Raw genomic sequence first — 24,650 nt, 5'->3', positions numbered from 1 at the left:
GATTTACGACGGATGCTGCATCGTCGGCGCAAGCGCGCGCAATTCGTCGAGCAACTGCTCTGCGGCCGGTGAAAGCAAACCGTCGCGGCGCGTGGCCACGCCGATGGAACGGCGCGCGTGCTGCAACGTCACCGGCACCACGGCCAGCTCCCCCGTGCGCAACTCCGACGTGATCTGCACCGGCGAGAGCAACGCGAGACGGTCGCTCGACGAAAGCAACCCGCGCACCACCGGCGAGCTGCTCGCGTGCACCTGCGTGTGCGGCAGCGCAAGACCTTCTGCATGGAACACACGCTCGAACACCTCGCGCGCCGGTGTGCACGGCAGCGGGCTGACCCAGCCGTACCCGGCGAGTTCGGCGAGCGTAGGCGTTTTGCCGGATGTCAGGCACGGATGGTCCGCGCGCGCGACGACCGACAGGTGATCCTCGAAAAGCGCTTCCTGACGGATATCCGGCGGCACGTCGTTCGCACGCAGCGCACCGACGATCATGTCGACGTCCGCCTGGCGCAACTGACGCACCAGCGCTTCGTAGGTACCGTCGACGACCGTCACCGTGAGATACGGCGACTTGTGCAGCAGACTGTCGATCGCCTTGGGCAGCAGAAAGCCGCTCGATAGCGGCAAGGCCGCCACGATGACCGTGCCTTGCTGGCGTCCGCCGAACGGTGCGAGTTCGTCTTCGGCAATCGCCAGTTCCGCGAGCGCGCGTTTGACGGGACCGAGTAGCGCGACGGCCTCGTCGGTCAGACGCGTACCGCGCGGCGTGCGCCGGAACAGCTTGATGCCGATGAGGTCTTCGAGCTGATCCAGATTGCGTTGGATGGTCGGCTGCGAGCATTGCAGACGCGTCGCCGCCAACGGTCCGCTGCCCAGTTCCGCAACGGCAATGAAACTCGTGAGTTGCTGCGGCGCGACCACGGCGGCGAACCGGCTTGCGGCACGCGCGCCGCCGTCTGCTTGCGATGCCGTCGCCGCGAACGCTTCACGATAGCCGTTCGCCAGCTCCGCGAGCGCACGCGTCGCGCGCACACCGAGCCGTTGCCCCGCCGCGTTCGGAATCAGCCCGCGCCCGCTGCGGTGAAACAGCGGAAAGCCCAATTCCGCCTCGATGTCCGAGATCGAACGGGCAACGGCCGATTGCGAGAGATGCAGCATGCGGGCTGCGCGCGCGACGGAATCGCACTCCAGCACCGCGACCATCGCGCGCAATCCGCGCAGCTTGCGAACCAGCAGCGTGGCTTCGTTGCTTTGCGGCGCACGGCTCCACGTGCCGCGTTCGTGACACGCGAGCCGGTGCGCCGGCGGCGCGTTGGTCAGACTGATGGCGGTATCGATCGCCATGTCAGCGCATGGTCGGCACGCGACGCGTGGCCATGAACGCTTCGAGCGATTCGCCGCGCATGAGCGCATAGACTTCGAGATTCGTCTTGCGCACCACGCGCGCAAACTTCTCCAGCACGAAGAAGTTCACGCCATGACGCACGAGGCCGATCCAGTCCTGCGCCTGCACCATCGCCTGCTCTTCGGCGGTAAGACCGGCAGCGGTCATAGCGGCGATGGGATCTTTCAGGAACGTCTCGCGATTCTCGGCACGAATCATGTGCCAGAAGAAGCGGTTGAGCTTGAGCGTGCGGTTGCTCACGCGCAGATCGAACGCGTACGTGCCGGTGATCGCTTCGATGCCTTCGAGTTGCGGGTTCATGCGGCGTCGTCCTCTGTGTCGTTTTCGTACAGCGCGACGGTCATGGCGGTCGTCGTCGCGAGGTAGTAGTTCAGGTGCAAACGCTTGATGCGCGGGCCCATCGCGCCACGCATCGACAGCCACATGATTTGCTCGACGCTCTCCGCACCGCCACGCTCGACGTAGTCCACGTGCCTGAGTTCAGTCAGCTTCTCCGGCTCGCGCTCCAGCAGGTCGAGGAATTCGCGGTCCCACGACTCGTCGTTGTAACCCGCACGCTCGCCGTGAATCTGATGCGAAAGCCCGCCGGTGCCCACGACGACCACACGCAGGTCTTCCGGATACGACTCGATGGCGCGACGCACCGCCTGCCCGAGGCGATAGCAGCGACGGCCCGTCGGCAGCGGGTATTGCAGCACGTTGATGGCTATGGGCACGACCGTGCCCGGCCAGTCCGGCTTGTGCGGCCAGAGCAGCGGCAGCGGCGACGCGCAGCCGTGATCGATCGGCTTGTCCTGGAACACCGTAATGTCGAACTCGTCGTTCACGAGTGACTCGGCGATATGCGCCTGCAACGCCACGTCGCCGCGAATCGGCGGCAACGGACGCAGCCCCGCGCCTTCGTCGGCAATGGGGAACGACTCGCCCACGCCGAGCGCGAACGTCGGGTACATGTCGAAGAAGAAGGTCGTCGCGTGATCGTTGTAGAAGAACACGAGTACGTCCGCCTGCTTCTGCGCGAGCCACTTCGCGACAGGCTCGTAGCCCTGGAACAGCGGTGCCCACGCGGGATCCTGCTGCTTGCCCTTGTCGTACGCCACACCGATGGTCGGCACGTGCGACGTCCCGATCCCCCCAATGATCTTTGCCACGCTGAAAGTCTCCGTTTCTTGTCTTGTCATGCCCGGGCCGCAGAATGAAATAGCCCGAATTTATGCAGGCCGAGTCTATCCGGGATCCCGTATCTGCACAAACAAGGGTATTTACTGATGCTTTTACGAATTACGGGATCCCATAATGAAAAAAAGCCGGTGCTGGCAAGCCCAGTCTGTCCGGCACGCGTGTAAGCGAACGAAAGGAGACGCATGCTGCATCCCACACCGACCACGGTCCAACTGCGCGAAATGATCCTCAAGGGCGAACTCGCGCCGGGCGAGCGTCTGGCCGAAGCCAAGCTGGCCGAGCAATTGGGGGTCTCGCGCATGCCGGTGCGTCAGGCGTTGCCGGTGCTCGCGGAAGAAGGGCTGGTTGTGCGCGCCGGACAACGCGGCTACGCCGTGCGGGCACACACCCGCGACGAGAGCGTCGAAGCGTTGCACTTGCGTGGCGCGCTCGAAGGTTATGCCGCACGTCTGCTCGCCGAGAAAGGTGCGAGTGCGGAATTGCTGACGCAACTGCGCGAACTGCTGGCCGAAGGCGATGCGCTGCTCGCCGACCATCAGATGACGCCCGAAGTGCAGATCGGCTATGCGTCGCTCAATGCGCGCTTTCACGATCTACTCGTCACCGGCGCACGCAATCCGCTGCTCGAAGGGTTTATCGCGCGCTGCAATCTGGTGCCGTTCGTGGCCCCGCGCACGGTGGCGTTCGGTCATGAGGACCGACGCCAGTACGCGGACATCATTGCGTACGCGCATCGTCAGCATCACGCGATTGTCGAGGCGATTGCCGCACGCCAGCCCGACCGCGCCGAATTCATGTGCCGCGAACACATCGTCACACAGGAACACAGCATGGGCGCGCAGTTGCTTTGACCCGCGCGCTCCCGAATCCGGCAATACGCTAATCCACCCTATCCCAATCGAAACGAGAGTGCGCCAAACCCTCCATACGAAGGCGCACCAAGGAGACAAACGATCATGTTCCTCAAAAACACCTGGTACGTCGCATGCACGGCCGACGAGTTCGCCGAGAAGCCGCTGGGCCGCAAGATCTGCAACGAAGCGATGGTGTTCTTCCGCGACGGCAACGGCAAAGTCGCGGCACTCGAAGACTTCTGCCCGCATCGCGGCGCAGCGCTGTCGCTGGGCTTCGTCAAGGACGGCCACCTCGTGTGCGGCTATCACGGTCTGACGGTGGACGGCGGCGGCAAGTGCACAAAGATGGTCGGTCAGCGCGTCGGCGGCTTCCCGAAGACGCGCTCGTTCCCGTGCGTCGAGCGCTATGGCTTCGTGTGGGTCTGGCCGGGCGACGAAGCCCTGGCGAATCCCGATGAGATCCCGCATCTGGAATGGGCCGTGAGCGAGCAGTGGGCGTACGGCGGCGGCCTGTATCACATCAAGTGCGACTATCGCCTGATGATCGACAACCTGATGGATCTGACGCACGAGACCTACGTGCACGCGACGAGCATCGGTCAGGAAGAGATCGAGGAAGCGCCGCCGAAGACGACCGTCGAAGGCGACATGGTCATCACGGCGCGCCATATGGAGAACATCAAGGCGCCGCCGTTCTGGGCGAGCGCACTGCGCGCCAACGGTCTGGACGATCAGGTGCCGTGCGACCGCTGGCAGGTCTGCCGCTTCACCCCGCCGAGTCACGTGATGATCGAAGTCGGTGTTGCGCATGCAGGTCATGGCGGCTATGACGCGCCGGCCGACAAGAAGGCAGGCAGCATCGTCGTCGACTTCATCACGCCCGAAACCGACGAATCGATCTGGTACTTCTGGGGTATGGCGCGCAACTTCAAGCCGGAAGACGCCGAGCTGACGGCCGCCATCAAGCGTGGACAGGGCGGCATCTTTGCCGAGGACCAGGAAGTGCTCGAAGCGCAGCAGCGCAATCTGTCGGCGTATCCCGAGAAGAAGATTCTCAAGCTGAACATCGACGCGGGTGGCGTGCAGTCGCGCAAGGTGCTCGACCGTCTGATCGACGCTGAGCGTTCAGGTGCGGCGGCCGGTGGCGTGGAGAACGCAGCATGAAAGTCCGGCTGGCGAACAAGCGCGACGTCGCGACCGACATCTGCGAATTCGAACTGGTGAGTGTCGACGGCAGCGCGCTGCCCGCCTTCACCGCCGGGGCGCACATCGACGTGCACGTGGCCGACGGCCTCATCCGCCAGTACTCGCTGTGCAACGCCCCCGGCGAGACGCATCGCTACTGCGTGGGCGTGCTTCGCGATCCGCAATCGCGGGGTGGCTCCGTGGGCATGCACGCGCTGACGGTCGGCACCGACATCGAGATCAGCGCACCGCGCAACCACTTCCCGCTCGCGGATGGCGCAAAGCACAGCATTCTGCTCGCGGGCGGCATCGGTGTGACGCCGATCCTCTGCATGGCCGAAGCGCTGGCGGCGAGCGGCGCGTCGTTCGAAGTGCACTACTGCACGCGCGAACCTGCACGTACGGCGTTTCGCGATCGCTTCGCCAGCGCTGGCATCGCCGACAAGACGCAGTTCTACTTCGACAACGAAGGCGCACGCGCGGATCTCGACGCGATTCTCGCGCAGCCGTCCGGCGGCAAGCATCTGTACGTGTGCGGTCCGGCGGGCTTCATCGACGCCGTGCTCACTCGTGCCGAAGCGGCGCAATGGCCGGAAGGCAACGTGCATCGCGAGTACTTCGCTGCGCCGGTGTCTGCCAATACCGACGGCGAGGGCGACCAGCCGTTTCAGGTCAAGCTGCATTCGAGTGGCCGTGTGATCGAGGTGAAAGCTGGCGAGACCATCGTCGCCGCGCTCGCGGCACAGGGCGTCGAAGTGCAGATGTCGTGCGAGCAAGGCGTGTGCGGCACGTGCCTCACGCGTGTCGTCGATGGCACGCCCGATCATCGCGACGTCTATCTCACTGACGACGAACGCGCCGCCAACGATCAGATCCTGCCGTGCTGCTCGCGCAGCAAATCGCCTGTACTGGTCCTCGATCTCTGATCGATAGCTTCCCGTAAAAAGCCAACAGCCCCGCATCGTCATCCGAGCGGGGCTGTTCGTTTTCATTGACCTCATCGACCTCAGCGACGCACCGATGTGCGTCACATCACTCGATACCGGGTCTCGCGCACAAGCACCGTCGAGATCAGCGCCATGGCCGCGAGCACGAGGAAGTAGACGATCACGGGCCAGATCTGACCGTGGCTCCATGCCAGCAAACTTGCCGCGATCATCGGTGCGAGACCGCCACCGAGCACCGTCCCGATCTGCTTGCCGAGCGACACGCCAGAGAAGCGCACGCGCGTATCGAACAACTCCGAGAAGAAGCTGCCTTCCGGACCGAACATCATCGGATGGATGACGCCCGCGCCGATCACGATGGCGCACACGACAAGCGCCGTCTCCTTACTGCCCATCATCAGGAAGAACGGGTAGATGAAGAGCGCCGTGGCAGCGAGTCCCATCAGGAACATCGGACGGCGTCCGAGTTTGTCCGACAGCATGCCGAACGCCGGAATCGTGAGCATGGCGAGGATGTTGGCGTACAGCACGCCGTCGGCCATCACGTTGCGCGGCAGGCCGAGCGTTTTCGTGCCGTACGAGAGCGAAAAGATCGCCACCAGATAGAAGAAGCTCGTCTCGGCCAGACAGATGAAGAACGTGACGAGCGTCGGACGCCAGTAATGCGTGAGCACCTCGGCCACCGGCACCTTCGCGATATCGCGATGCTGCTCCGCAGCCTTGAAAGTCGGCGACTCCTCGACCTTAAGACGCACGTAGGTGCCGAGCGCCACCAGCAGCAGACTCACGAGGAACGGCAGACGCCAACCCCATGACAGCAGGTCCTCTTCCGGCAGACGGGTGATGAGCACGATAGCGAGCGACGCGCCGACAATCGACGTCGGCCCTGCAGCCTGAATCAGCCCGCCGAAGAGGCCACGCAAGTGCGCAGGTGCGCCTTCGACCGTCATCAGCAGCCCGCCGACGGACTCGCCGCCGAGCGCGAAGCCCTGAATGAAGCGCAGCGTCACGAGCATGATGGGTGCCCACATGCCGACCATCGCGTAGGTCGGCAGCAAGCCGATGAGCGTCGTCGCCACGCCCATCAGAATCAGCGTGAACAACAGAATCGACTTTCGTCCGATGCGGTCGCCGAAGTGACCGAAGACGATGCCGCCGATGGGTCGCGCGAGGAAGCCGACGGCGAAGGTGGCGAACACCGCGATCATGCCCGTCATCGAATCGAGCTGCGGGAAGAACAGCCGGTCGAACACGATGGGCGCGAGAAAGCCGTAGACGAAAAAGTCGTACCACTCGATGGCGGTGCCGAAGCAACTCGCCGCGACCACGCGACCGAAGTTCGGGGCGGCCGCCGCCGGGGCATCGGTGGCATGCGGCTGACCGGATGTAGCGGGCGCAGCGGATGCAGCGCTCACCCCCGCAGGGGCAGTTTCAAACGGTTGTGACACGGTTGTCTCCTCCGGCCGTCTATTCCGGTCTCCCGGCTGCGGCGGTATGGTGGTCTTACGTAACGTCAAAACGGGTAATGACGCGGGGTGGTCTGCACCGTCATCCAGCGCAGATCGGTGAATTCATGAACGCCTGCTTTGCCGCCGAAGCGTCCCCAGCCGCTCGACTTCACGCCGCCGAACGGCATCTGCGCTTCGTCGTGCACGGTGGGGCCATTGATGTGGCAGATGCCCGACTCGATGCGTTTGGCCACGCCCATCGCGCGCGCAATGTCGCGGCTGAACACGGCAGAGGACAAACCGTACGCGTTGTCGTTGGCGCAGGCGATGGCCGCTTCGTCGTCCTTCACGCGCACGATGCCTTTGACCGGACCGAACGACTCTTGCGCGTAGATCGCCATGTCCGGCGTGACGTGATCGAGCAGCGTCGCAGGCATGAGCGTGGTCTCGGCGCGACCGCCGCACAGCAGCTTCGCGCCCTTGGCAAGGGCGTCGTCGATCAGTGCGTTGCACCGCTCGACCGTAGCCATGTCGATCACCGAACCGAGGACGACCGGACCTTTGCGCGGATCGCCGAGCGGCAGCGAACGCGCCTTGGCGGCGAGCTTGTCGACGAAGGCGTCGGCAATCGATTCGGCCACGACGATGCGCTCCGTCGACATGCAGATCTGACCGGAGTTGGCAAACGCTCCGAACGCCACGCCGTTCACGGCATCGTCAAGATCGGCATCGTCCAGCACGAGGCACGGCGCTTTGCCGCCCAGCTCCAGCACCGCCGGTTTGAGATGTTCGGCGCAAAGACCGGCGATGATGCGTCCCACACGCGTGGAGCCGGTGAAGTTCACGCGGCGCACGGCCGGTTCTGCAATCAGCGCTTCGACGATAACGCCCGCGTCCTTCGGGGCGTTGGTGATGAAGTTCACGACGCCCGGCGGCAAACCGGCTTCGTCCAGCGCGTCGGCGATCAGGCCGTGCGTGGCCGGACACAATTCCGAGCCCTTGAATACGACGGTGTTTCCGCAAGCGAGCGGCAACGCCAGCGCGCGCACGCCGAGAATGACCGGTGCGTTCCACGGTGCGATGCCCAGCACTACGCCTGCCGCCTGGCGCACGCCCATCGCGAGACTGCCCGGCACATCCGACGGAATGATCTCGCCCGCGATCTGGGTCGTCATCGCAGCGGCTTCACGCAGACCTTGTGCGGCGAGATGGACGTTGAAACCGGCCCACAGACCGGACGCCCCCGTCTCCGCCGCCATCGCGGCCTGAAATTGTTCGACCTTCGCTTCGAGTTGGTCGGCCGCTTTCATCAAAAGCGCACGACGCTCGCCGGGGCCGGTGTTCGACCATGCGGGGAACGCATCCCACGCAGCACGCACCGCAGCGCGCGCCTGTTCGACGGTGGCAGCGGGGGCGCGCGACGCGACGCCACCGTCAAGCGGATTGCGTCGCTCGAACGTTGCGCCGTTGGTGGCGCTAACGCGTTTGCCAGCGATCAGCATCGTGAGGGCTTGCGGATCTTGTTGGATGGACATGGTTTGACGTCTCCTTAATTCGTTGTGGGTCGCGCGATGCCGTCGCAAGACAGCCCGCTATCGCCGTGCATCATGCCACCACGAGTTCGACGAGACGCGTCTCGCCGCTGGCAATGGCGTGCGACAAGACGTCGCGCAACTCGCTTCCCTGCTCCACGCGTTGCGCACGCAGGCCCATGCCTTCGGCCATACGAACGAAGTCGAGATCAGGCAGGTCGGTGCCCTGCACCGGATCCTTCGGACCAAAGCCGAACGACGGCGCGAAGTCCTGCAATGCGGCGTAGCGTCGATTGTTCAGGATGACGAAGGTAATCGGCAGGCGAGCCTGCGCAGCGCTCCATAGCGCCTGAATCGAGTACATCGCCGAGCCATCGCCAATCAGGCCGATGATGCGGCACCCCGGATTGGCCATCGCCACGCCGACGGCCGCTGGCATCGAGTAGCCCAGACCGCCGCTGTTCATCGTGTAGAACGTGCCCGGCAGAGTGAACGGCAGGTATTGCTGCATCACCGAGCGCGCGCTCGGGGCTTCCTCTACGACGATGTCCCGTGCGTCGCGCACTTCGGCGAGCGTTTGCAGTGCGAAGGCCGTCGTCATCGGCTCACCGGGTGCGTTCGATGCAGCCACGGGCGGGACGGCGCGCGCGGGCGGCTGCGTGCGCTCGTTGGGCACATCGCGCGCGAGCAGTGCTTCCACGCCCAGACGCACGTTGCCCACGACCGACGCGCCGACCGGTGTCCACGCGGCAACGCCCGGGTCTTCGATCAGTTGGAACAGCGACGCGCCTTCCGGCACGTGCGGGCCAGCGCCTTCTACGTGATAGGTGAATGCGGGGGCACCGATCACCAGAATCAGATCGTGCCCGCCGAGCAGGCCAACGATCTTCTCGCGCATTGACGGCAGGAAACCTGCAAACAGACGATGGTCTTCCGGGAACGCGCAGCGGGCGCACATCGGCGCCGTGAAGACGCGCGCATTGTGACGCTCGGCAAGCGCGACCACGGCGTCGAACGCCCCCGCGCGATCGATCGACGAGCCGACGACGAACGCCGGACGCTCGCACGCATCGAGCGCCGCTGCGAGTTGTGCGAGCGCGACCGGGTCGGCCTGCACCCGTGTGCTCACCTGACGCGGCGGCAGCGCCTCGGCCGGACGATCCCAGTCGTCCACCGGAATCGACACGAACACCGGCCCCTTCGGCTCCTGCATGGCGATGTGATAGGCGCGGGCGAGCGCCAGCGGCACGTCTTCGGCGCGCGCCGGTTCGAGACTGAATTTGACGTACGGCTGCGGCAATTCGGTCGCCCGCACGGATGCGAGGAACGGATCGAACGGCAGGATCGAGCGGGCTTGCTGGCCCGCCGTCACGATGAGCGGCGTGTGATTCTTGTACGCGGTAAAGATGTTGCCCATCGCGTTGCCGACACCGGCGGCGGAATGCAGATTGATGAACGCCGCGTTGCCGGTGGCCTGTGCGTAACCGTCCGCCATGCCGACGACAACCGCTTCCTGCAATCCCAGCACGTACTCGAAGTCTTCGGGGAAGTCGCGGAACAGCGGCAGTTCCGTCGACCCCGGGTTGGCGAAGACCTTGGTCATGCCGTGGCGGCGCATCAGGTCGATGACGACCTCGCGCACGGTGAGTGTGTCGGAGGTGCCAGCGGGCTGACCGGCGCGAAGTTCTCGGCTGTCTTTCATGGAGTCGGTTGTCTCGTGCTGCCGTCGACGCGCGGGCGTGATGGCATGGTTCTTGTGGTGGCTCGCGGCGCGCACACGTGAATGATCGGGTGCGTGATCGGACGAGCGATTTTGCGAGTATAGGCAGACGATATATGCACCGGAATTGCTTTTACGTGCCAAAGTCATTACGCTTTTGCATGACTTTGCGCGGCCGGCCTATCGCGTCATCCTTCGGTCGGTGTCGTCTCAACTCCGGGAGTTCCGTCGTTCGCAATGAGCCTCAATCTTCAGCAACTGCGCGCCTTCACGACCATCGTCGCGACCGGCAGTCTGGGGCGCGCCGCCACGGAACTGCATCTCACGCAGCCCGCGCTCAGCCGCACGATCAAGCGTCTCGAAACGGATCTGGGCGCACCGCTGTTCGAGCGTCACAGCAAGGGGATGGAGCTGACGGCATTCGGGCAGGCGCTACTGCCGCACGCGATGCTGCTGGCGCGAGAAGCCGAACATGCGCGTGAGGAAATCGACGCGTTGCGCGGCCTCGCCAAAGGCACGATCAAGGTCGGCGCGGTCGGTGCCATCGCGAGCCACGTGCTGCCGCTCGCCGTCGACCGGGTGCTCACGCGCTGGCCGAATCTGCGCGTGGAAATCATCGAGGGGGTCTGGGATCGACTGGCGCAGGGGCTCATGCGTCACGAGATCGATCTGGCGCTATCGACCGTCGCACCGGACACCGACGACATCGTCGCGGTTCCCGATTGCCATTGGGAAGACGACAGTTACGTGGTCGCGCGGTGCGACCATCCGTTGCGCAAGCGAAAGACGATTACGCTCGCCGACACGCTTGAGGAGCGCTGGGCGATTCCGCCACGCGGCACCGCGCCCTACGCCCATATGCAAAGCGTGTTCGCCGCACACGGGCTGGGCTTGCCGAACATCGTCGTGGAAACGCGCTCCGTGCCGGTGCTCAAGAGCATGGTCGCGCGATGCGGCTTTCTGACGTGGATGCCCGAGCCGATGTACGACGTCGAAGCGCAGGCGCGCGTGATGGACACACTGCCGATTGCCACCGTGCGCGCCACGCGCACGCTCACCGCCTTCCGACGTCGTCAGGGCATTCTGCCGAGCCCCGCCGCCAAGCTGCTCGACGAATTGCGCAAGCTGACTGCGCCGGACTGAGGAGACGTCGGGGCGCGGCGTGATCGACGTGCCGGGTGACACGGAAATGTTCTCAAGCGCCGTCGCCGACGATATGTGCACGGTGGTAGGGCGTGCCGCCATACTCTTTGGGACCATGAATCGTCTCGACGCGCTCGATACGCCACGGCACCGGCTGCGCAAAGCGCGGGCCGTCGTAGGCGAAGGTGTGGAACTCGCCGTTCTCGCCGCAAGCGTCGACACCCTCCGGCAGATCGGCCAGCAGCGACGCGTCATACTCGCGGCCGACGAACTCCGGCCCGAGGTGCCGCCCGTCCACACACACGATCACCGCGCGATACCCCAGCGAGATGAACTCGTGCGCGAGCGTGAGACGTTCGCGCTGCCAGAGCGGCAATACCGCCGTCATGCCTGCCGCCGCACACACCTTTTCCTCCCAGTCGCGATGCGGTTGAAGATCGATGTCGCCGAACAGCCCGTGCGTGACGCCCTCGGCACGCATCGCCTGCAACCGCGCGACGAACGTCGCTTCGTACTCACGCCAGCCCGCCAGACCGACGTCGAGCGCGATGCCGAGCGCGTCGGCCTGCGCCTGCATCAACTCGCGCGGCAAACCGTGCGAGCGCGAGCTGTCGCCCGTCTCGTCGAACATCGCTAGCAGTCGTCTCACGTCGTAATGCGGTTCGCCGCCGGTATCGCACGACATCGCGTGATGCAGGGCAAGGCAGGAATCCTTGCCACCGCTCCAGGAAAAGAAGGCAGGGGTCGACATGGTGTCTTGTGAGATGGAGAGTGGGGTTACACGCTCGCCGCATGGCGCGCAAATGCAAAGCGGACCCCGAAGGGTCCGCCACTTGAATCAGTCCGACGCTGCCGTCGCACCTCGCTGACCACGACACGATGTCGGCGCGGCCTTCAAGGTTGTCGTCATGACGTCCGGCTCAGTGCGAGCGGATCATCGTGCCGAACGGCTGCTCCGTCAGAATCTCCAGCAGCACCGAGTGTTCGATGCGGCCGTCGACGATGTGCACCGACTTCACGCCGCTCTTCGCCGCGTCGAGCGCCGACGAGATCTTCGGCAGCATGCCGCCCGAGATCGTGCCGTCTGCGAACAGTTCGTCGATCTCGCGCGCCGACAGATCGGTCAGCAGATTGCCGTCCTTGTCCATCACGCCCGGGATGTTGGTCATCATCACCACCTTCTCGGCGCCCAGCACGGTCGCCAGCTTGCCCGCGACGAGGTCGGCGTTGATGTTGTAAGCCTGACCGTCTTCGCCCACGCCGATCGGCGAGATCACCGGGATGAAAGCGTCGTCCTGGAGCGCGCGCACGACCGCCGGGTTGATCGAGTCCACTTCACCGACATAGCCAATGTCCAGGAACTGACCGGCGTTCTCACGATCCGGCAGCATCATCTTGCGCGCGTTGATCAGACCGCCGTCCTTGCCGGTGAGACCCACCGCCTGACCGCCGTACTGGTTGATCAGCATGACGATGTCCTGCTGAACTTCGCCGCCAAGCACCCACTCGACGACTTCCATCGTCTCTTCGTCGGTCACGCGCATGCCCTGGATGAACGTGCCCTGCTTACCGATCTTCTTGAGCGCCTGATCGATCTGCGGGCCACCACCGTGCACCACCACCGGATTGATACCGACGAGCTTGAGCAAAATGACGTCGCGCGCGAAACTGCGCTTCAATCGCTCTTCGGTCATGGCGTTGCCGCCGTATTTGATGACCACGGTCTTCCCGTGATACTTGCGGATATACGGCATCGCCTCAGCCAGAATTTCGGCCTTGAGAGCGGGTGCGATGTCGTCGATGGAATTCAGTTGCAGATCGGACATGGCAGGAAGGTTCTTCTCACAAATGGAGCAGGTGGACCAGGAAACACGGCGAATTGTACAGCCAAGAAGCCTTGGCGTGCGGGGGTTTGAGGGGTTTCGGAAGGGGCTGCCCCTTGCATCGGCAAAAGCCCATGGCTACCCTCCCCCACAGGTCGGTCCGCAAACGCAAACGCGGCGATTTTCGCCCCGTCAGCGGCACAGCGCCGTTCGTGCGTATCACCCCTTTCACTCATTAAAGGACGCCCGTCAGTGGCCGATTTTTACCGTGTCGCTTCTCTGCCCCGCTAGTCACCCGATTTGCGCGCCGTACCCCGGCACGTGTGGCCGGTCGATGACAGCGTCCATGCTGTTGCAGTTGTACAACTGGCGGGGGGCCAAGAGCGGCGACGCCTCTCTCACAGGACGGAAATTGCCGGGCGATGCAGGGGATTGGGGTCGCGCCGACCGGGGGAGCCGATGACCGTCGACATGTGTGTTGAGCCGGTCGATCCGTCGCGCTGCCCGCAGTGCGGCACGGTCGTGGCGTGTGGGGCGATCGCGTCGGGAAGCGGGAAGACGGGAAGCGACGGCGCAGCGCACGAGGTGCAATGCTGGTGCCTCGATTGGCCGCACCTGCCCGCGTCGGCCCGGCTGGGCGTGGGTGCCTGCCTCTGCCCGGCCTGCCTGCGCGCAGCGCTCGTCGCCGCTGGCGTGCCGGTCGGCGGCACCGCCGCCGATCCGGACATCTCTATTTAGAGACGCGACGCTTACTGGCTGTGTGCGCCGTGGGCCATGCCAGCCATGCCGCCACCGGCCGGCGGCGCCGACGTCAGGTCACGCACGGTAGCCTTCACCAGTTGCTCGGACGTCTTGTGATCGGCCGTCTCGAACTTCAACGTCACCGGCACGGTGTCGCCCTTCTTGAGCGGGCCCTTCAGATCCGTGAGCATGATGTGATAGCTGCCCGGCTTGAGTGCGACCGGCTTGTTGGCCTCCAGCGGCAGCCCCTTGGGCAGCGCGCGCATCTTCATCACCGTGCCTTCGAGCTTCATTTCATGCACTTCGGCGTTCGCGGCGGCGGGGGTGCTCACGCTGAGCAGCGTGGTTGCCTGATGCGCCTGGAGCGTCATGTAGACGGCCGACGATGTCTGACCCGGGACCGTACCGCGCGCCCACGCGTCGGATACATCCACCTGCGACTGAGCGAAGACCGAGGCCGACGCCATGCCAAGACTGAATGCGGCCGCCACCAAAAGCTTGTGCTTCATGCAAACTCCTTTTTGTTGTCGACGGGCTGACGACGAACTGACGAATCAGAGGCGTCGACGAACAATGTCCGACGCCGGTCCATCCCAATCCATGTCTGTCTTTCGGACGAAGACATTGCGCGGCGAGATGTCGCGCAAAATGTGAACGACCATTGTAGTCGTGCGTTGGTAAATGCGTGTGCCGCCCTTGTAATACCCGGCCTCAGGCCGATGCGGCAGAGTGTCGCAGCGCCTCGCAACGCCAGATGGCGCGTGACCCGGACTTGGTACACTTGTCGTATGACTCATTTTCCCATCGAGCGAACCAACGTCGTCCAGCTTTTCTGGCTGCGCTGTCTGGCTATCGTCGGCCAGTTGGCGACCATCGGCGTCGCGCAACTCTGGTTAGGCGTGCGGCTTCCACTGGAGCCGATGCTCACCATCGTCGCGCTGGAAGTCCTGTTCAACGTGCTCACCTGGATACGCGCCCGACGCGGTGTCGAGCGGGCCAAGCGTCGCACCGATCTCGATCTGATGAGCCAGTTGCTCGTCGATCTGGCGGCCCTCACGGCGCTGCTGTTCTTCTCCGGCGGCGCGACCAATCCCTTCGTCTCGCTGTTCCTGCCCGGTCTGGCCATTGCCGCTGCCGTGTTGCCGTGGCGCAATGCGTCGCAACTGGCGCTGCTCTCGCTCGTCGCCTACGGCGCACTGAACTTCCAGTACGTGCCGCTCGATCTCGCCGACCCTGGCAATCTGCTGCGTCTGCATCTTGCCGGGATGTGGGTGAACTTCGTGGTCAGCGTGCTGGTGATCGCGTGGTTCGTCTCGCGCATGTCGCGCGCCCTGCGCGCTCGCGATGCGCAACTCGCCCGCGCCGAACAGCGTCTGTTGCGCGACGAACGGATGGCCGCGCTCGGCGCGCAGGCCGCAAGCGTCGCACACGAACTCGGCACGCCGCTCTCGACGATGGCCGTGGTCGTCGGCGAGCTTCGCAGCGAGAGTCTGGGCAACGACGCACTGAAGTCGTTCGAGCCCGATCTGCAAACGCTGGAGCAACAGATTGCGCTGTGCAAGAGCGCGATCGGGCATGTGCAGATGCGCGCGGCTGCACCGGTGCGTCAGGCGATGGCTGAATGGTTGCCCGCGTTCACCACGCAGTGGCGCTTGCGTCATCCACAGGTGCAATTTCAGTTACACGTGCCGCCGGAATTGACCACGCGCATCGAAGATACCGTGCAGGTCGGACAGATCCTGACGATCCTGCTCGATAATGCGGCGTACTTCAGTCCGTCGTCGGTCACGCTCGACGTGGCCGCCACGCCGGAAGACGTACGCTTCACCGTTTGCGACGAAGGCCCCGGCATGTCCGCCGAGTTGCGCACCCGGCTGGGCAACTCGCCCGTCATGAGCACGCACGGCGGACACGGCATGGGGCTGTATCTCGCCTTTGCCAGCGCACAACGTCTCGGCGGCGACATCACCCTCGCCCCCAACATGCCGCAAGGCACGCGCGCCGAATTGCGCCTGCCGATGGCCACTTTCTTCTTCGGTTCGCGGAGTCAGACATGAACGCCTCCCACTTCCTTCTTATCGATGACGACGTCGTCTTTGCCGAAACGCTCGCCCGCGCCCTGACACGTCGCGGCTACGACGTGCAGATCGCCGCAGACAGCGCCGCCGCCTTGCTCGCCGCTCGCACGCGTCAGTTCGATCTCATCTCGGTCGACCTGCATCTCGGCCACGACTCCGGCCTGCCGCTCATCGCGCCGTTGCGCGCGCTGCAACCGAAAGCCCGCATGCTGGTACTGACCGGTTACGCAAGCATCGCCACCGCCGTGCAGGCCGTTAAGGACGGTGCAGACAACTATCTGGCCAAGCCAGCCAATGCCGATACGATCCTTGCATCGCTGCGCAGCGATGCGAGCGAAACGCAAGCGGACGAAGCCATCGAAAACCCCTCGCCGCTGTCGGTCGCGCGACTGGAGTGGGAACACATTCAGCGCGTGCTCGCCGAGCACAACGGCAACATCTCTGCGACTGCCCGCGCGCTGAACATGCACCGACGCACGTTGCAACGCAAACTGCTCAAGCGACCGGTCAAGCAGTGAGCCGGACGCAGAAAAGAAAAAAGGCCCCGAGGGGCCTTTTTTCATGGTGCAGCGATGACGACGCTTACAGCACGTAGCGCGACAGATCTTCGTTCTGCGCCACCTCTTCCAGGAAGCGGTTCACGTACTCGGTGTTGATCGTGACGACTTCGTTGGACTGCTTGCCTGCGCTGTACGAAATGTCTTCGAGCAACTTTTCGATGACGGTGTACAGACGGCGTGCGCCGATGTTCTCCGTCTTCTCGTTGACCGAGAACGCAATCTCCGCAAGACGCTTGATGCCGTCCGGTGCGAATTCGAGCTTCACGTCTTCGGTCGCCAGCAATGCCTGATACTGCTTCACGAGGCTCGCGTCCGTTTGCGTGAGAATCGCCTCGAAGTCTTCGACCGACAGCGATTCGAGTTCGACGCGAATCGGGAAGCGGCCTTGCAGTTCCGGAATCAGATCGCTCGGCTTGGCCAGATGGAACGCACCGCTCGCAATAAACAGAATGTGGTCCGTCTTGATCATGCCGAACTTCGTGCTCACGGTCGTGCCTTCGACCAGCGGCAGCAGGTCGCGCTGCACGCCCTGACGCGAGACGTCGCCGCCGCCCACTTCGCTGCGCGTGGCGATCTTGTCGATCTCGTCGAGGAACACAATACCGTTCTGTTCGACGTTGCGCAGCGCCAGTTGCTTGACCTCTTCGTCGTTGAGCATCTTCGAGGCTTCTTCGTCGGTCAGGATCTTGAGCGCGTCCTTGATCTTGAGCTTCTGACGCTTCTTCTTCTGGTTGCCCAGATTCGCGAACATGCCCTTGATCTGCTCGGTCATTTCTTCCATTCCCGGCGGGCCCATGATTTCCATGCCCTGCGCCGGAATCTCGACTTCGAGCTCGATTTCCTTGTCGTCGAGCGCACCTTCGCGCAGACGCTTGCGGAATGTCTGACGCGTGGCGTTATCTTCGCCGCCCGGCTCGGCTTCCACCGATGCCGAACCGAAACGAATGTCGCGCGACGATTCACGGCCCGTCGGCAACAGCAAGTCGAGAATGCGGTCCTCGGCACGATCTTCGGCCTTGGTGCGCACCTTCTTCATTTCGGCTTCGCGCGTTTGCTTGATCGCGATTTCCGCGAGGTCGCGCACGATGCTGTCCACGTCGCGGCCCACATAGCCGACTTCGGTGAACTTAGTGGCTTCGACCTTGATGAACGGCGCGTCGGCGAGTTTGGCCAGACGGCGGGCGATTTCGGTCTTGCCGACGCCCGTCGGTCCGATCATCAGAATGTTCTTCGGCGTGATTTCCTGACGCAGGGGCTCAGCCACCTGCTGACGACGCCAGCGGTTGCGCAACGCCACCGCAACAGCCTTCTTGGCCTTGTGCTGGCCGATGATGTGTTTGTCGAGTTCGGAAACGATCTCGGAGGGGGTCATATGGGTCATGACGTTCGCCAGATTAGGGGTTCGCAAAGAGGCCGACGCCCGGCCGGACGGCTGTCGATACCACGATCAGCCACCGGCCGGCAGAGCGTGCCGCAGGAGTCCACCTGCTGCGGCACGTGCGTCGTCCGTCGTTACTTCGCTGCCTTGGGCGGCAGCGATTCGATGATGTGATTGTCGTTGGTGTAGATGCACATTTCGCCCGCGATCGTCAGCGCCTTCTTGACGATCTCGGCCGGCGTCAGGTCGGTATTTTCGACCAGCGCGCGTGCTGCCGCCTGTGCATACGAACCGCCCGAACCGATGGCCGCCACACCGCCTTCCGGATCGAGCACATCGCCGTTACCGGTGATGACCAGCGTGGTTTCCGCGTCGGCGACGATCATCATCGCTTCGAGGCGGCGCAGCATACGATCGGTGCGCCAGTCCTTTGCGAGTTCGACGGCCGAGCGCGTGAGGTGCCCCTGATGCTTCTGGAGCTTCGCCTCGAAACGATCGAGCAGCGAGAAGGCGTCTGCGGTGGCGCCCGCAAAACCGACCATGACCTTGCCGTCATAGATCGTGCGGACCTTGCGCGCCGTGCCCTTCATCACGATGTTGCCGAGCGTGACCTGTCCGTCACCGCCAAGCGCGACCTGATCGCCGCGCCGAACGGAGACGATGGTGGTGCCGTGATATTGCTCCATGCCTGTTCCTTTTCGGGGGGCGACATGCGCCCCGTAACGATTGGCCCGGACCTCGCGCGCATCACCGCCGAACCACTGCAGCACAACGGCTGCACAACCCTCGGATCGGTGACGACGCGCCCTGCCGGGCGAGACGTGACTGTAGTTTAGGGCAATCGAAAGAATATCAAGAGGCGTCGACGGCATCGCGCAAGACGTGCCGTCGACGACAAGCCGATGCCGCGCGAAGCGGCATGGATCGTGACATTCGCGCGGCATTGCGCCGCACGAATTGGAAGCCACGAAGCAATTTCTCGGAAATTGCCTCGATTTTGCGGAATGCTCAGCGCGCCACGCCGCTTAGAACGTTGTGCGCAACCCCACGCGAACGGCACGGCCGCCCTGCGGCGCAATGTCGCGCAGCACCGAACTCGCGAGACGCACTTCCTGATTGGTCAGGTTCTCGCCCTTCAGATAGGCCAGCCACTGCGCACCGCCCGCCTTGAACTGATAGGTGAGCGCAGCGCCCAGCGTGGTGTAGCCGTTCGTCGTCAGATCGTTGGACGGGACACGTCCCTGATTGCTCGCGTGCACCATTTCCAGACGCGCCCCCCAATGGCCCAGTCCGTAGATAACTGCCGCCGTCAGACGCAACGGCGCGATACGCGGCAGCGGTTCGCCCGTGTCGCGATTGCGGCCAATGGTGTAGTCGCCGCGCAGTTCGACGTCGACATCGCCCAAGCCCTGCCACACGCGCGCGCGGCCCTGTGCCTCGAAGCCGTAGAGGTCGGCGGGCACCCCGGCGTACTGATACACGGGCAGCGGCTTCTCTTCGCCAGGCGCTGTGAGGCCGGTATTGTTCAGCGCGATGAAGTTCGAGAAGCGGCTGTAGAACACGCCCACGCTGCCCTTGTTGGGACCGCTCTCGTAGCGCAGCGCCAGGTCGGTGGAGAAGGCCTTTTCCATCTTCGCCTGCGCGTTGCCGATCTCGTACACGCCGGTCGCGAGGTGCGGGCCGTTCGCGTACAACTCGTAGAACGTCGGCGCGCGCTCGGTGTATGAGGTGTTCACTGCCACCGACCATGCCGGTGCCAGCGCGAACACTGCGCCTGCCGAGACGCTGCCCGGTGTGAAGTTACGCGACGGCAGGTTCTCGAAGCGCTCATTACCGCCGGAACTCGGCTTCACGCTGGAATGCTCGATGCGGGCGCCGAACGAGAGCTTCACGGCCTGATTGACGGCCCACTCTTCGAGCGCGAACAGCGCCACGTTGGTGGTGTCGCTCTTGGGCACGAACGCTTCTTCGCCGAGCGCGGAGAACGTGTTCTGCGAGAACTGCACACCGACGGCGCCTTCGAGTGGCCCGATCTTCGCGTGACGCGCTTCGATGCGTCCCTCGTAGCCGTGGTTCTTGAACGTCGTGCCCGTCACGCCGTTCTCGATTTCCTTGTGTTCGTAGTCGGTGTAGCCAAAGTCGAACTTGAACGCCGTGAACGGGCCGCTCAGGTTCCGTACTTCACTTGCGAGTGCGAGACGTTGCTGACGCAGACGAATGCGCGTGTTCTCCTCGGCGACGGTGCCGTAATCGGAGTCGTAACCGGAGTACGACAGTCCGGCGTAGCCATTGGCCCACGTCCAGGAGGCGCCGGCAGCCGCGCCACTGGTCTGGCCATCGCTATTGGGCAGGGTGCCCGACGGTTGCTTCGTGTCTTCGTCGTCGCGTGCGCGTTGTTGCGCCGAGCGGGCGAAGCCCGGAATGCGCAGATCGGCGCTCTTGCGTGCAAAGCCGTCGACGTGAAATGCGAACTGGCCGTTGCCGAATTCGAGCTGCGCTGCGCCTGCGCGCTCGCGGTTCGCACCGCCGTAGTTGAAGTCGGTCGCGCCGGAAATGCCGTTGAGCGCTTCGCGGGGGATACGGTTGTCGATAGTGTTGACCACACCGCCGACGGCGTTACCGCCATAGAGCAGCGCCGCCGGGCCGCGCACGATTTCCACGCGCTCGATGGAGAGCGGGTCCTGTGCCACAGCGTGATCGTAGGAGAGTGACGAAGCATCGAGCGAAGCCGTGCCGTTTTGCAACACGCGAATGCGGTCGCCGTCGAGCCCGCGAATGATCGGGCGGCTGACATTCGGGCCGTACGACGTAGCCGACACGCCGGGCAAGCCGTCCAGCGTTTCGCCCAGCGTGGTGGCGCGGCGCAGGGCCAGCGCGCGGCCGTCGAGTTCCGTGAGCGGGGCGGCGAGGTCGGCGGCGGCGCGGCCGAGCGGGTTCCCCGTGACGAACGTAACGGGTAGCGCAGCGTCCGGCGCGGCCGGGGGGGTAGCCGGTGCAGCGGCGGCGGCCGGAGCTTGCGTCGACACTTCCGCCGCCTGAACTGCCAGGCTGGTCATGGCGAAAGCGCTGAAGGTGAGCGCCGCCGCCAGCGGAAGCGGTGCAAGTCTGGGCGACGTGCGGCGGTGCGCTGCGGATGTCACATCCGGAGTCAGGGCGAGCGAGGTCGTCGCGCGTTGACGCGCGACGCGAAGGGTAGAGATGGCCATGTCGGTCTTGTGCTTGTATTCGGTCTGATGGGGCCGGGGCCCCGTGTATCGGCGCGGCATCGGGACGAATGGACGCGCGGTAACCGCCCGAGCGCGCGTCGCAAGCAGCGGCGCACGTTGGCATGCCTACAGGTGGATGCGGGTGGATACGGGTGGAAATTCGTCAGATGCGCGCGAGGGCGATGCGAACGCGTCGATCCCCCCTCGGATGAAGGGAGGACAGGACGACGATTCACACGGCTATGCGCGGAGATTCAGACCGTGACCGGCGGGGCACGGGAGTCGAACGGCAGGACGACGGCGCTCGCATGGCTTCGTCCGTTGACCTGCAATGGGGCGCGTGCCGTGCTGGCGTCGCCCGCCCAATGGAGGACCGCCACGGCCATCGCAGCCGCGAGCGTCGCCCCTTCGAAGAGATGGCAATGATGGTGATGGGTGCCGAAACTGGCGTGTGTCGTGCGCGACGATTGCACGGACCAGTCGGCGGCGACGGCGTCGTCGTCATCGGCCGCAACGTTGGCGATGTCCGCCGCGGTCGTTGCTGCGAGTGCATCGCTACGTCCGAACGTGTGTTGCCCGATGCCGGACAACTCGCGCGCGTGTGCAATCTCATGCTGCAGGCCCCACATCTGCACGCAGAGCAGTGCGGTGATGAGCCAGACGATCCATCCGCTGCGGCCACGACCAACGCGCATGCGCTTGCGCGCACGCCACGGGCGAGCGTCGGAGTCGATGGAAGGCATGAGTGACAGAAATTGCAACTGAGTTGCAATTCTGCCATAAAGTGACGTCACCCGCGAGCGTCATGTGGAATGACGGTGGAGGAACGACGGTGAAGGGACAACGGCTGAGCGATGATGCCCGCGAAAGAAAAAAGGCATGTCGCGAAGACATGCCTTTGATCGATTCAGGCCACCGGGCACCGCCACCGCGCGGTTACCGGAGCCAACTGGTCGACGATCAGTCGCCGAACAGTTTTTGACGCAGTTCGCGACGCTCTTGCGCTTCGAGCGACAGCGTTGCCGTCGGGCGGGCGAGCAGACGCGGCACGCCGATCGGCTCACCGGTTTCTTCGCACCAGCCGTAATCGCCCGAGTCGATGCGGGCGAGCGACTGCTGGACCTTCTTCAGCAGCTTGCGTTCGCGATCGCGAGTGCGCAGCTCGAGCGCGTGTTCCTCTTCGATGGTCGCGCGGTCGGCCGGATCCGGAACCACCACGGTTTCCCGCAGGTTCTCGGTCGTCTGCCCGGCATTACGCAGAATTTCGGCTTGCAGCTCTTCCAGACGATTCTTGAAGAATTCGAGTTGAGCCGCATTCATGTAGTCCTTGTCGGACATCTTCAGAATTTCGGCCTCGGTCAAAAGTCGTTGCTTGCTCATGGGTTTCTGTGGCGTCTCTTTCGGATGATCCGGCGATGCCCCTGTAGCGGGTGGCACGTCTTGCTTACCGGCAATGCCGCGGGCGGCTTCTTGGGTTACTTTCCTGCCGGGCGATTTAGGCGGCGCCTTCTTCTTGGCGGTGGCCTCGTCGCCCGTCTTCGATTTGCCTGCTGGAGCACGCTTGGCGCCCGCTTCCGGCACCGGTTCAGACCGGCGCGTGGGGCGTGCGGTGGCAGTCTTGCGAGAGGCGGTGGCCATGACGGTGCTCCCCTGCCTACCCCCCGGAATGCCGCGTCGATTCGCTGGCGGCGGTCCCAGTGGGCAGGTATTGTAACCGAATCGTTCGACAGTCCCGATTAAGGGCTTTCCCGTCACCGGATTCGGCGATTCCGCTCAGACCAGACAGCGTTCCAGCCCTTGCAGGATGATGTCTTTCGGCAGTTCCGCGCCAATGAACACCATCTTGGTGTTCGGCGTCTCACCGGGTTGCCACTTCGTGCCCACGTCGCTACCCATCATCTGGTGAACGCCCTGGAACACGACCCGGCGGTCGATACCGCGCATGTTTAATACGCCTTTATAACGCAATAAGCGTTCGCCGTACACCTGTAGGATGCTCCCGAGGAAATCCTCCAGCTTGGCCGGATCGAATTGTTTTTCGCTGCGGAAGACGAACGACTTGATGGCGTCGTCGTGATGCGCATGATGGTGGTGGTGAGCGTGCCCGTGGTCGTGACCTTCGTGATCGCACTTGCCATGGTCATGGTCGCAATGCGAATGATCGTGGTCATGGTCGTGGCCGTGGTCGTGCGCGTGCTCGTCGGCGGCCAGGAAGTCCGGATCGATGTCGAGCTTGTCGTTCAGGTTGAAGCCGTGGATGTCGAAGATCTGCTTCAGATCGGCCTGACCGAAGTCCACCACCTGCTGCGGCGCACGCGGATTCATGTGGGCGAGACGGTGCTTGAGGTCGTCGAGGGCGTCCGGCGTCACCAGATCGGCCTTCGTAATGAACAGACGGTCGGCGAAGCCCACCTGACGCTGCACCACTTCGTGCTGATCGAGTTGCTGCTGGCCGTGCTTGGCGTCGACCAGCGTGATGATGGCATCCAGACGGTAGGTGTCGGCCACTTCGTCGTCGATGAAGAAGGTCTGCGCCACCGGGCCGGGGTTCGCCAGGCCGGTCGTCTCGATGACCACGCGGTCGAACTGGATCGAACCGGCGTCGCGCTGGCTGTTCAGATCGGACAGCGCCTGCACCAGATCGCCCCGGATCGTGCAGCAGATGCAGCCGTTGCTCATCTGCACGATCTGCTCGGCGTTGTCCTGCACGAGGATGTCGTTGTCGATGTTCTCTTCACCGAATTCGTTTTCGATGACGGCGATCTTCATGCCGTGCGCTTCGGTCAGGATGCGCTTGAGCAGCGTGGTTTTACCGCTGCCGAGAAAGCCGGTCAGGATGGTGACGGGAGTCATGAATGCAATGTCCTGTGGTGATGCGGCGCATCGGAATGCGCCGGCGGCGGCGTGTGCCGTGTCAGTTGGTAGCGCCCGCGCATTGGGCGCAGGTGCCATGAATCAGCAGCTCGACCTGTTCGCCCACGAAACCCTTGGGCAGGCGCTTGAGTTCGCGCTCACTCAATTGGGGATGCTGGGGCCAATCGTCAAGACAAAAAGTTCGATGGCAGCGTACACAGCGGAAATGACCGTGCTGCGTATGCGGACGCGGCGCGCTCGCACGCTCGGGATCGACGTGCTCGGCCATGACGAAGCGGAAGATACGGTCGTCGCCCGCCTGCTTGATCGCCCAGCCCTGCGCGACCAGCCAGTCGAGCACGCGGTAGGCCGTCACGCGGTCGAGCGGATCGGCGTCGGTCGCCAGATCGGCCAGTACTTCCTGATGGGTGAGCGGGCGGCCTGCCTTGAGCAGCAAGGCCAGCACGCGAACACGCCCCGAAGTCACGCGGCCAGATTGCTCCTGCAAGCTTGTGCGGGCGGCTTCCAGATACGGTTGTAATTGAGTAAGGCTCATGAATCGATTTAAGCACAGCGCCGTCAGCGCTGCAACCGA

The 24,650-nt window shown here is 64.1% G+C and carries 23 protein-coding genes; 7 read left to right on the top strand and 16 right to left on the bottom strand.

What is annotated here, in order from left to right:
- Nucleotides 1-3: 3 nt before the first annotated feature.
- From NA29_RS01200 to NA29_RS01190, 3 genes are read right to left on the bottom strand one after another with little or no spacing between them, the layout of a single operon-like run.
- Complete coding sequence (locus NA29_RS01200; RefSeq protein ID WP_039394824.1) at nt 4-1,344, bottom strand: LysR family transcriptional regulator; 1,341 nt, start codon at nt 1,342-1,344, stop codon at nt 4-6.
- Between the two features lies 1 nt (nt 1,345).
- Nucleotides 1,346-1,705, bottom strand: a complete 360-nt coding sequence (locus NA29_RS01195; protein WP_039394820.1) for a protocatechuate 3,4-dioxygenase — start codon at nt 1,703-1,705, stop codon at nt 1,346-1,348.
- Complete coding sequence (locus NA29_RS01190) at nt 1,702-2,556, bottom strand: gallate dioxygenase (protein WP_039394817.1); 855 nt, start codon at nt 2,554-2,556, stop codon at nt 1,702-1,704. Before NA29_RS01190 ends, NA29_RS01195 begins: the two co-directional genes overlap by 4 nt.
- Before the next feature lie 213 nt (nt 2,557-2,769).
- On the opposite strand from NA29_RS01190, the gene NA29_RS01185 reads away from it, so the two are divergent.
- The 3 genes from NA29_RS01185 (at nt 2,770) to NA29_RS01175 (ending at nt 5,552) form a co-directional block, all read left to right on the top strand.
- A complete protein-coding gene (locus NA29_RS01185; RefSeq protein WP_039394814.1) occupies nt 2,770-3,438 on the top strand; it encodes a GntR family transcriptional regulator in 669 nt (222 codons plus the stop codon).
- 105 nt (nt 3,439-3,543) lie between these two features.
- Nucleotides 3,544-4,605 carry an aromatic ring-hydroxylating dioxygenase subunit alpha gene (locus NA29_RS01180; protein ID WP_039394812.1) on the top strand — a complete coding sequence of 354 codons (1,062 nt, stop codon included), beginning with the start codon at nt 3,544-3,546 and terminating at the stop codon, nt 4,603-4,605.
- Nucleotides 4,602-5,552 carry a PDR/VanB family oxidoreductase gene (locus NA29_RS01175; RefSeq protein ID WP_039394808.1) on the top strand — a complete coding sequence of 317 codons (951 nt, stop codon included), beginning with the start codon at nt 4,602-4,604 and terminating at the stop codon, nt 5,550-5,552. Before NA29_RS01180 ends, NA29_RS01175 begins: the two co-directional genes overlap by 4 nt.
- 101 nt (nt 5,553-5,653) lie before the next feature.
- Here NA29_RS01175 and NA29_RS01170 read toward each other — a convergent pair whose 3' ends face one another.
- From NA29_RS01170 to mdlC, 3 genes are all read right to left on the bottom strand, one after another.
- A complete protein-coding gene (locus NA29_RS01170) occupies nt 5,654-7,021 on the bottom strand; it encodes an MFS transporter (protein WP_039394804.1) in 1,368 nt (455 codons plus the stop codon).
- Nucleotides 7,022-7,086: 65 nt separating this feature from the next.
- The gene (locus tag NA29_RS01165) at nt 7,087-8,556 is read right to left on the bottom strand and encodes an aldehyde dehydrogenase (protein WP_039394800.1); all 1,470 of its coding nucleotides are present in this window, start codon (nt 8,554-8,556) and stop codon (nt 7,087-7,089) included.
- Nucleotides 8,557-8,626: 70 nt separating this feature from the next.
- A complete protein-coding gene (gene mdlC, locus NA29_RS01160) occupies nt 8,627-10,255 on the bottom strand; it encodes a benzoylformate decarboxylase (protein WP_039401966.1) in 1,629 nt (542 codons plus the stop codon).
- Between the two features lie 255 nt (nt 10,256-10,510).
- Between mdlC and NA29_RS01155 the strand changes: the two genes are divergently transcribed.
- Nucleotides 10,511-11,416 (top strand): LysR family transcriptional regulator, encoded by a 906-nt coding sequence (locus NA29_RS01155; RefSeq protein ID WP_039394796.1) that lies wholly within the window; start codon nt 10,511-10,513, stop codon nt 11,414-11,416.
- 52 nt (nt 11,417-11,468) lie between these two features.
- Here NA29_RS01155 and NA29_RS01150 read toward each other — a convergent pair whose 3' ends face one another.
- Nucleotides 11,469-12,167 (bottom strand): Dph6-related ATP pyrophosphatase, encoded by a 699-nt coding sequence (locus NA29_RS01150; protein ID WP_039394793.1) that lies wholly within the window; start codon nt 12,165-12,167, stop codon nt 11,469-11,471.
- Between the two features lie 169 nt (nt 12,168-12,336).
- Nucleotides 12,337-13,242 (bottom strand): acetylglutamate kinase, encoded by a 906-nt coding sequence (gene argB / locus NA29_RS01145; RefSeq protein ID WP_039394790.1) that lies wholly within the window; start codon nt 13,240-13,242, stop codon nt 12,337-12,339.
- 468 nt (nt 13,243-13,710) lie between these two features.
- Here argB and NA29_RS01140 point away from each other — a divergent pair, with 468 nt between their 5' ends.
- Entirely contained in the window at nt 13,711-13,977 is a 267-nt protein-coding gene (locus tag NA29_RS01140; RefSeq protein ID WP_150777169.1) for a cysteine-rich CWC family protein, read from the top strand.
- A gap of 11 nt (nt 13,978-13,988) precedes the next feature.
- On the opposite strand, the gene NA29_RS01135 is transcribed toward NA29_RS01140, so the two are convergent.
- The gene (locus tag NA29_RS01135; protein WP_039394786.1) at nt 13,989-14,489 is read right to left on the bottom strand and encodes a copper chaperone PCu(A)C; all 501 of its coding nucleotides are present in this window, start codon (nt 14,487-14,489) and stop codon (nt 13,989-13,991) included.
- Between the two features lie 279 nt (nt 14,490-14,768).
- On the opposite strand from NA29_RS01135, the gene NA29_RS01130 reads away from it, so the two are divergent.
- Together NA29_RS01130 and NA29_RS01125 are read left to right on the top strand one after the other, a co-directional pair.
- Nucleotides 14,769-16,037 carry an ATP-binding protein gene (locus tag NA29_RS01130; protein WP_039394782.1) on the top strand — a complete coding sequence of 423 codons (1,269 nt, stop codon included), beginning with the start codon at nt 14,769-14,771 and terminating at the stop codon, nt 16,035-16,037.
- Nucleotides 16,034-16,576, top strand: coding sequence for a response regulator transcription factor (locus NA29_RS01125; protein ID WP_039394779.1), 543 nt, complete (start codon nt 16,034-16,036; stop codon nt 16,574-16,576). Before NA29_RS01130 ends, NA29_RS01125 begins: the two co-directional genes overlap by 4 nt.
- A 64-nt stretch (nt 16,577-16,640) precedes the next feature.
- Here the strand turns inward: NA29_RS01125 and hslU are convergent, their stop codons facing one another.
- The 7 genes from hslU to NA29_RS01090 form a co-directional block, all read right to left on the bottom strand.
- Nucleotides 16,641-17,999 carry an ATP-dependent protease ATPase subunit HslU gene (gene hslU, locus NA29_RS01120; protein WP_039394776.1) on the bottom strand — a complete coding sequence of 453 codons (1,359 nt, stop codon included), beginning with the start codon at nt 17,997-17,999 and terminating at the stop codon, nt 16,641-16,643.
- Between the two features lie 131 nt (nt 18,000-18,130).
- Nucleotides 18,131-18,682, bottom strand: coding sequence for an ATP-dependent protease subunit HslV (gene hslV, locus NA29_RS01115; protein WP_039394773.1), 552 nt, complete (start codon nt 18,680-18,682; stop codon nt 18,131-18,133).
- Nucleotides 18,683-19,021: 339 nt separating this feature from the next.
- Nucleotides 19,022-21,052, bottom strand: coding sequence for a TonB-dependent receptor (locus NA29_RS01110; RefSeq protein WP_039401963.1), 2,031 nt, complete (start codon nt 21,050-21,052; stop codon nt 19,022-19,024).
- Nucleotides 21,053-21,456: 404 nt separating this feature from the next.
- Complete coding sequence (locus NA29_RS01105) at nt 21,457-21,945, bottom strand: hypothetical protein (RefSeq protein WP_039394770.1); 489 nt, start codon at nt 21,943-21,945, stop codon at nt 21,457-21,459.
- A gap of 217 nt (nt 21,946-22,162) precedes the next feature.
- Complete coding sequence (gene dksA, locus NA29_RS01100; protein WP_039401961.1) at nt 22,163-22,582, bottom strand: RNA polymerase-binding protein DksA; 420 nt, start codon at nt 22,580-22,582, stop codon at nt 22,163-22,165.
- Between the two features lie 393 nt (nt 22,583-22,975).
- A complete protein-coding gene (locus NA29_RS01095; RefSeq protein WP_039394767.1) occupies nt 22,976-24,055 on the bottom strand; it encodes a CobW family GTP-binding protein in 1,080 nt (359 codons plus the stop codon).
- A 61-nt stretch (nt 24,056-24,116) separates the two neighbouring features.
- Nucleotides 24,117-24,611 (bottom strand): Fur family transcriptional regulator, encoded by a 495-nt coding sequence (locus NA29_RS01090; protein WP_039394764.1) that lies wholly within the window; start codon nt 24,609-24,611, stop codon nt 24,117-24,119.
- Nucleotides 24,612-24,650 lie beyond the last annotated feature (39 nt).

It is taken from the genome of Pandoraea sputorum, from assembly GCF_000814845.2.
Taxonomy (GTDB): domain Bacteria; phylum Pseudomonadota; class Gammaproteobacteria; order Burkholderiales; family Burkholderiaceae; genus Pandoraea; species Pandoraea sputorum.
This window is presented reverse-complemented; position numbering and strand designations above follow the sequence as displayed.

Bases quoted from the DNA above. Each gene is read 5' to 3' on its own strand.
- NA29_RS01180 (WP_039394812.1), top strand. From the start codon at position 3,544: ATGTTCCTCAAAAACACCTGGTACGTCGCATGCACGGCCGACGAGTTC.
- NA29_RS01105 (WP_039394770.1), bottom strand. From the start codon at position 21,945: ATGCCTTCCATCGACTCCGACGCTCGCCCGTGGCGTGCGCGCAAGCGC.
- NA29_RS01125 (WP_039394779.1), top strand. From the start codon at position 16,034: ATGAACGCCTCCCACTTCCTTCTTATCGATGACGACGTCGTCTTTGCC.
- NA29_RS01135 (WP_039394786.1), bottom strand. From the start codon at position 14,489: ATGAAGCACAAGCTTTTGGTGGCGGCCGCATTCAGTCTTGGCATGGCG.
- hslV (WP_039394773.1), bottom strand. From the start codon at position 18,682: ATGGAGCAATATCACGGCACCACCATCGTCTCCGTTCGGCGCGGCGAT.
- NA29_RS01155 (WP_039394796.1), top strand. From the start codon at position 10,511: ATGAGCCTCAATCTTCAGCAACTGCGCGCCTTCACGACCATCGTCGCG.
- NA29_RS01185 (WP_039394814.1), top strand. From the start codon at position 2,770: ATGCTGCATCCCACACCGACCACGGTCCAACTGCGCGAAATGATCCTC.
- NA29_RS01200 (WP_039394824.1), bottom strand. From the start codon at position 1,344: ATGGCGATCGATACCGCCATCAGTCTGACCAACGCGCCGCCGGCGCAC.
- hslU (WP_039394776.1), bottom strand. From the start codon at position 17,999: ATGACCCATATGACCCCCTCCGAGATCGTTTCCGAACTCGACAAACAC.
- NA29_RS01090 (WP_039394764.1), bottom strand. From the start codon at position 24,611: ATGAGCCTTACTCAATTACAACCGTATCTGGAAGCCGCCCGCACAAGC.
- argB (WP_039394790.1), bottom strand. From the start codon at position 13,242: ATGTCCGATCTGCAACTGAATTCCATCGACGACATCGCACCCGCTCTC.
- NA29_RS01175 (WP_039394808.1), top strand. From the start codon at position 4,602: ATGAAAGTCCGGCTGGCGAACAAGCGCGACGTCGCGACCGACATCTGC.
- NA29_RS01195 (WP_039394820.1), bottom strand. From the start codon at position 1,705: ATGAACCCGCAACTCGAAGGCATCGAAGCGATCACCGGCACGTACGCG.
- NA29_RS01110 (WP_039401963.1), bottom strand. From the start codon at position 21,052: ATGACCAGCCTGGCAGTTCAGGCGGCGGAAGTGTCGACGCAAGCTCCG.
- NA29_RS01130 (WP_039394782.1), top strand. From the start codon at position 14,769: ATGACTCATTTTCCCATCGAGCGAACCAACGTCGTCCAGCTTTTCTGG.
- NA29_RS01150 (WP_039394793.1), bottom strand. From the start codon at position 12,167: ATGTCGACCCCTGCCTTCTTTTCCTGGAGCGGTGGCAAGGATTCCTGC.
- NA29_RS01140 (WP_150777169.1), top strand. From the start codon at position 13,711: ATGTGTGTTGAGCCGGTCGATCCGTCGCGCTGCCCGCAGTGCGGCACG.
- NA29_RS01095 (WP_039394767.1), bottom strand. From the start codon at position 24,055: ATGACTCCCGTCACCATCCTGACCGGCTTTCTCGGCAGCGGTAAAACC.
- mdlC (WP_039401966.1), bottom strand. From the start codon at position 10,255: ATGAAAGACAGCCGAGAACTTCGCGCCGGTCAGCCCGCTGGCACCTCC.
- dksA (WP_039401961.1), bottom strand. From the start codon at position 22,582: ATGAGCAAGCAACGACTTTTGACCGAGGCCGAAATTCTGAAGATGTCC.
- NA29_RS01165 (WP_039394800.1), bottom strand. From the start codon at position 8,556: ATGTCCATCCAACAAGATCCGCAAGCCCTCACGATGCTGATCGCTGGC.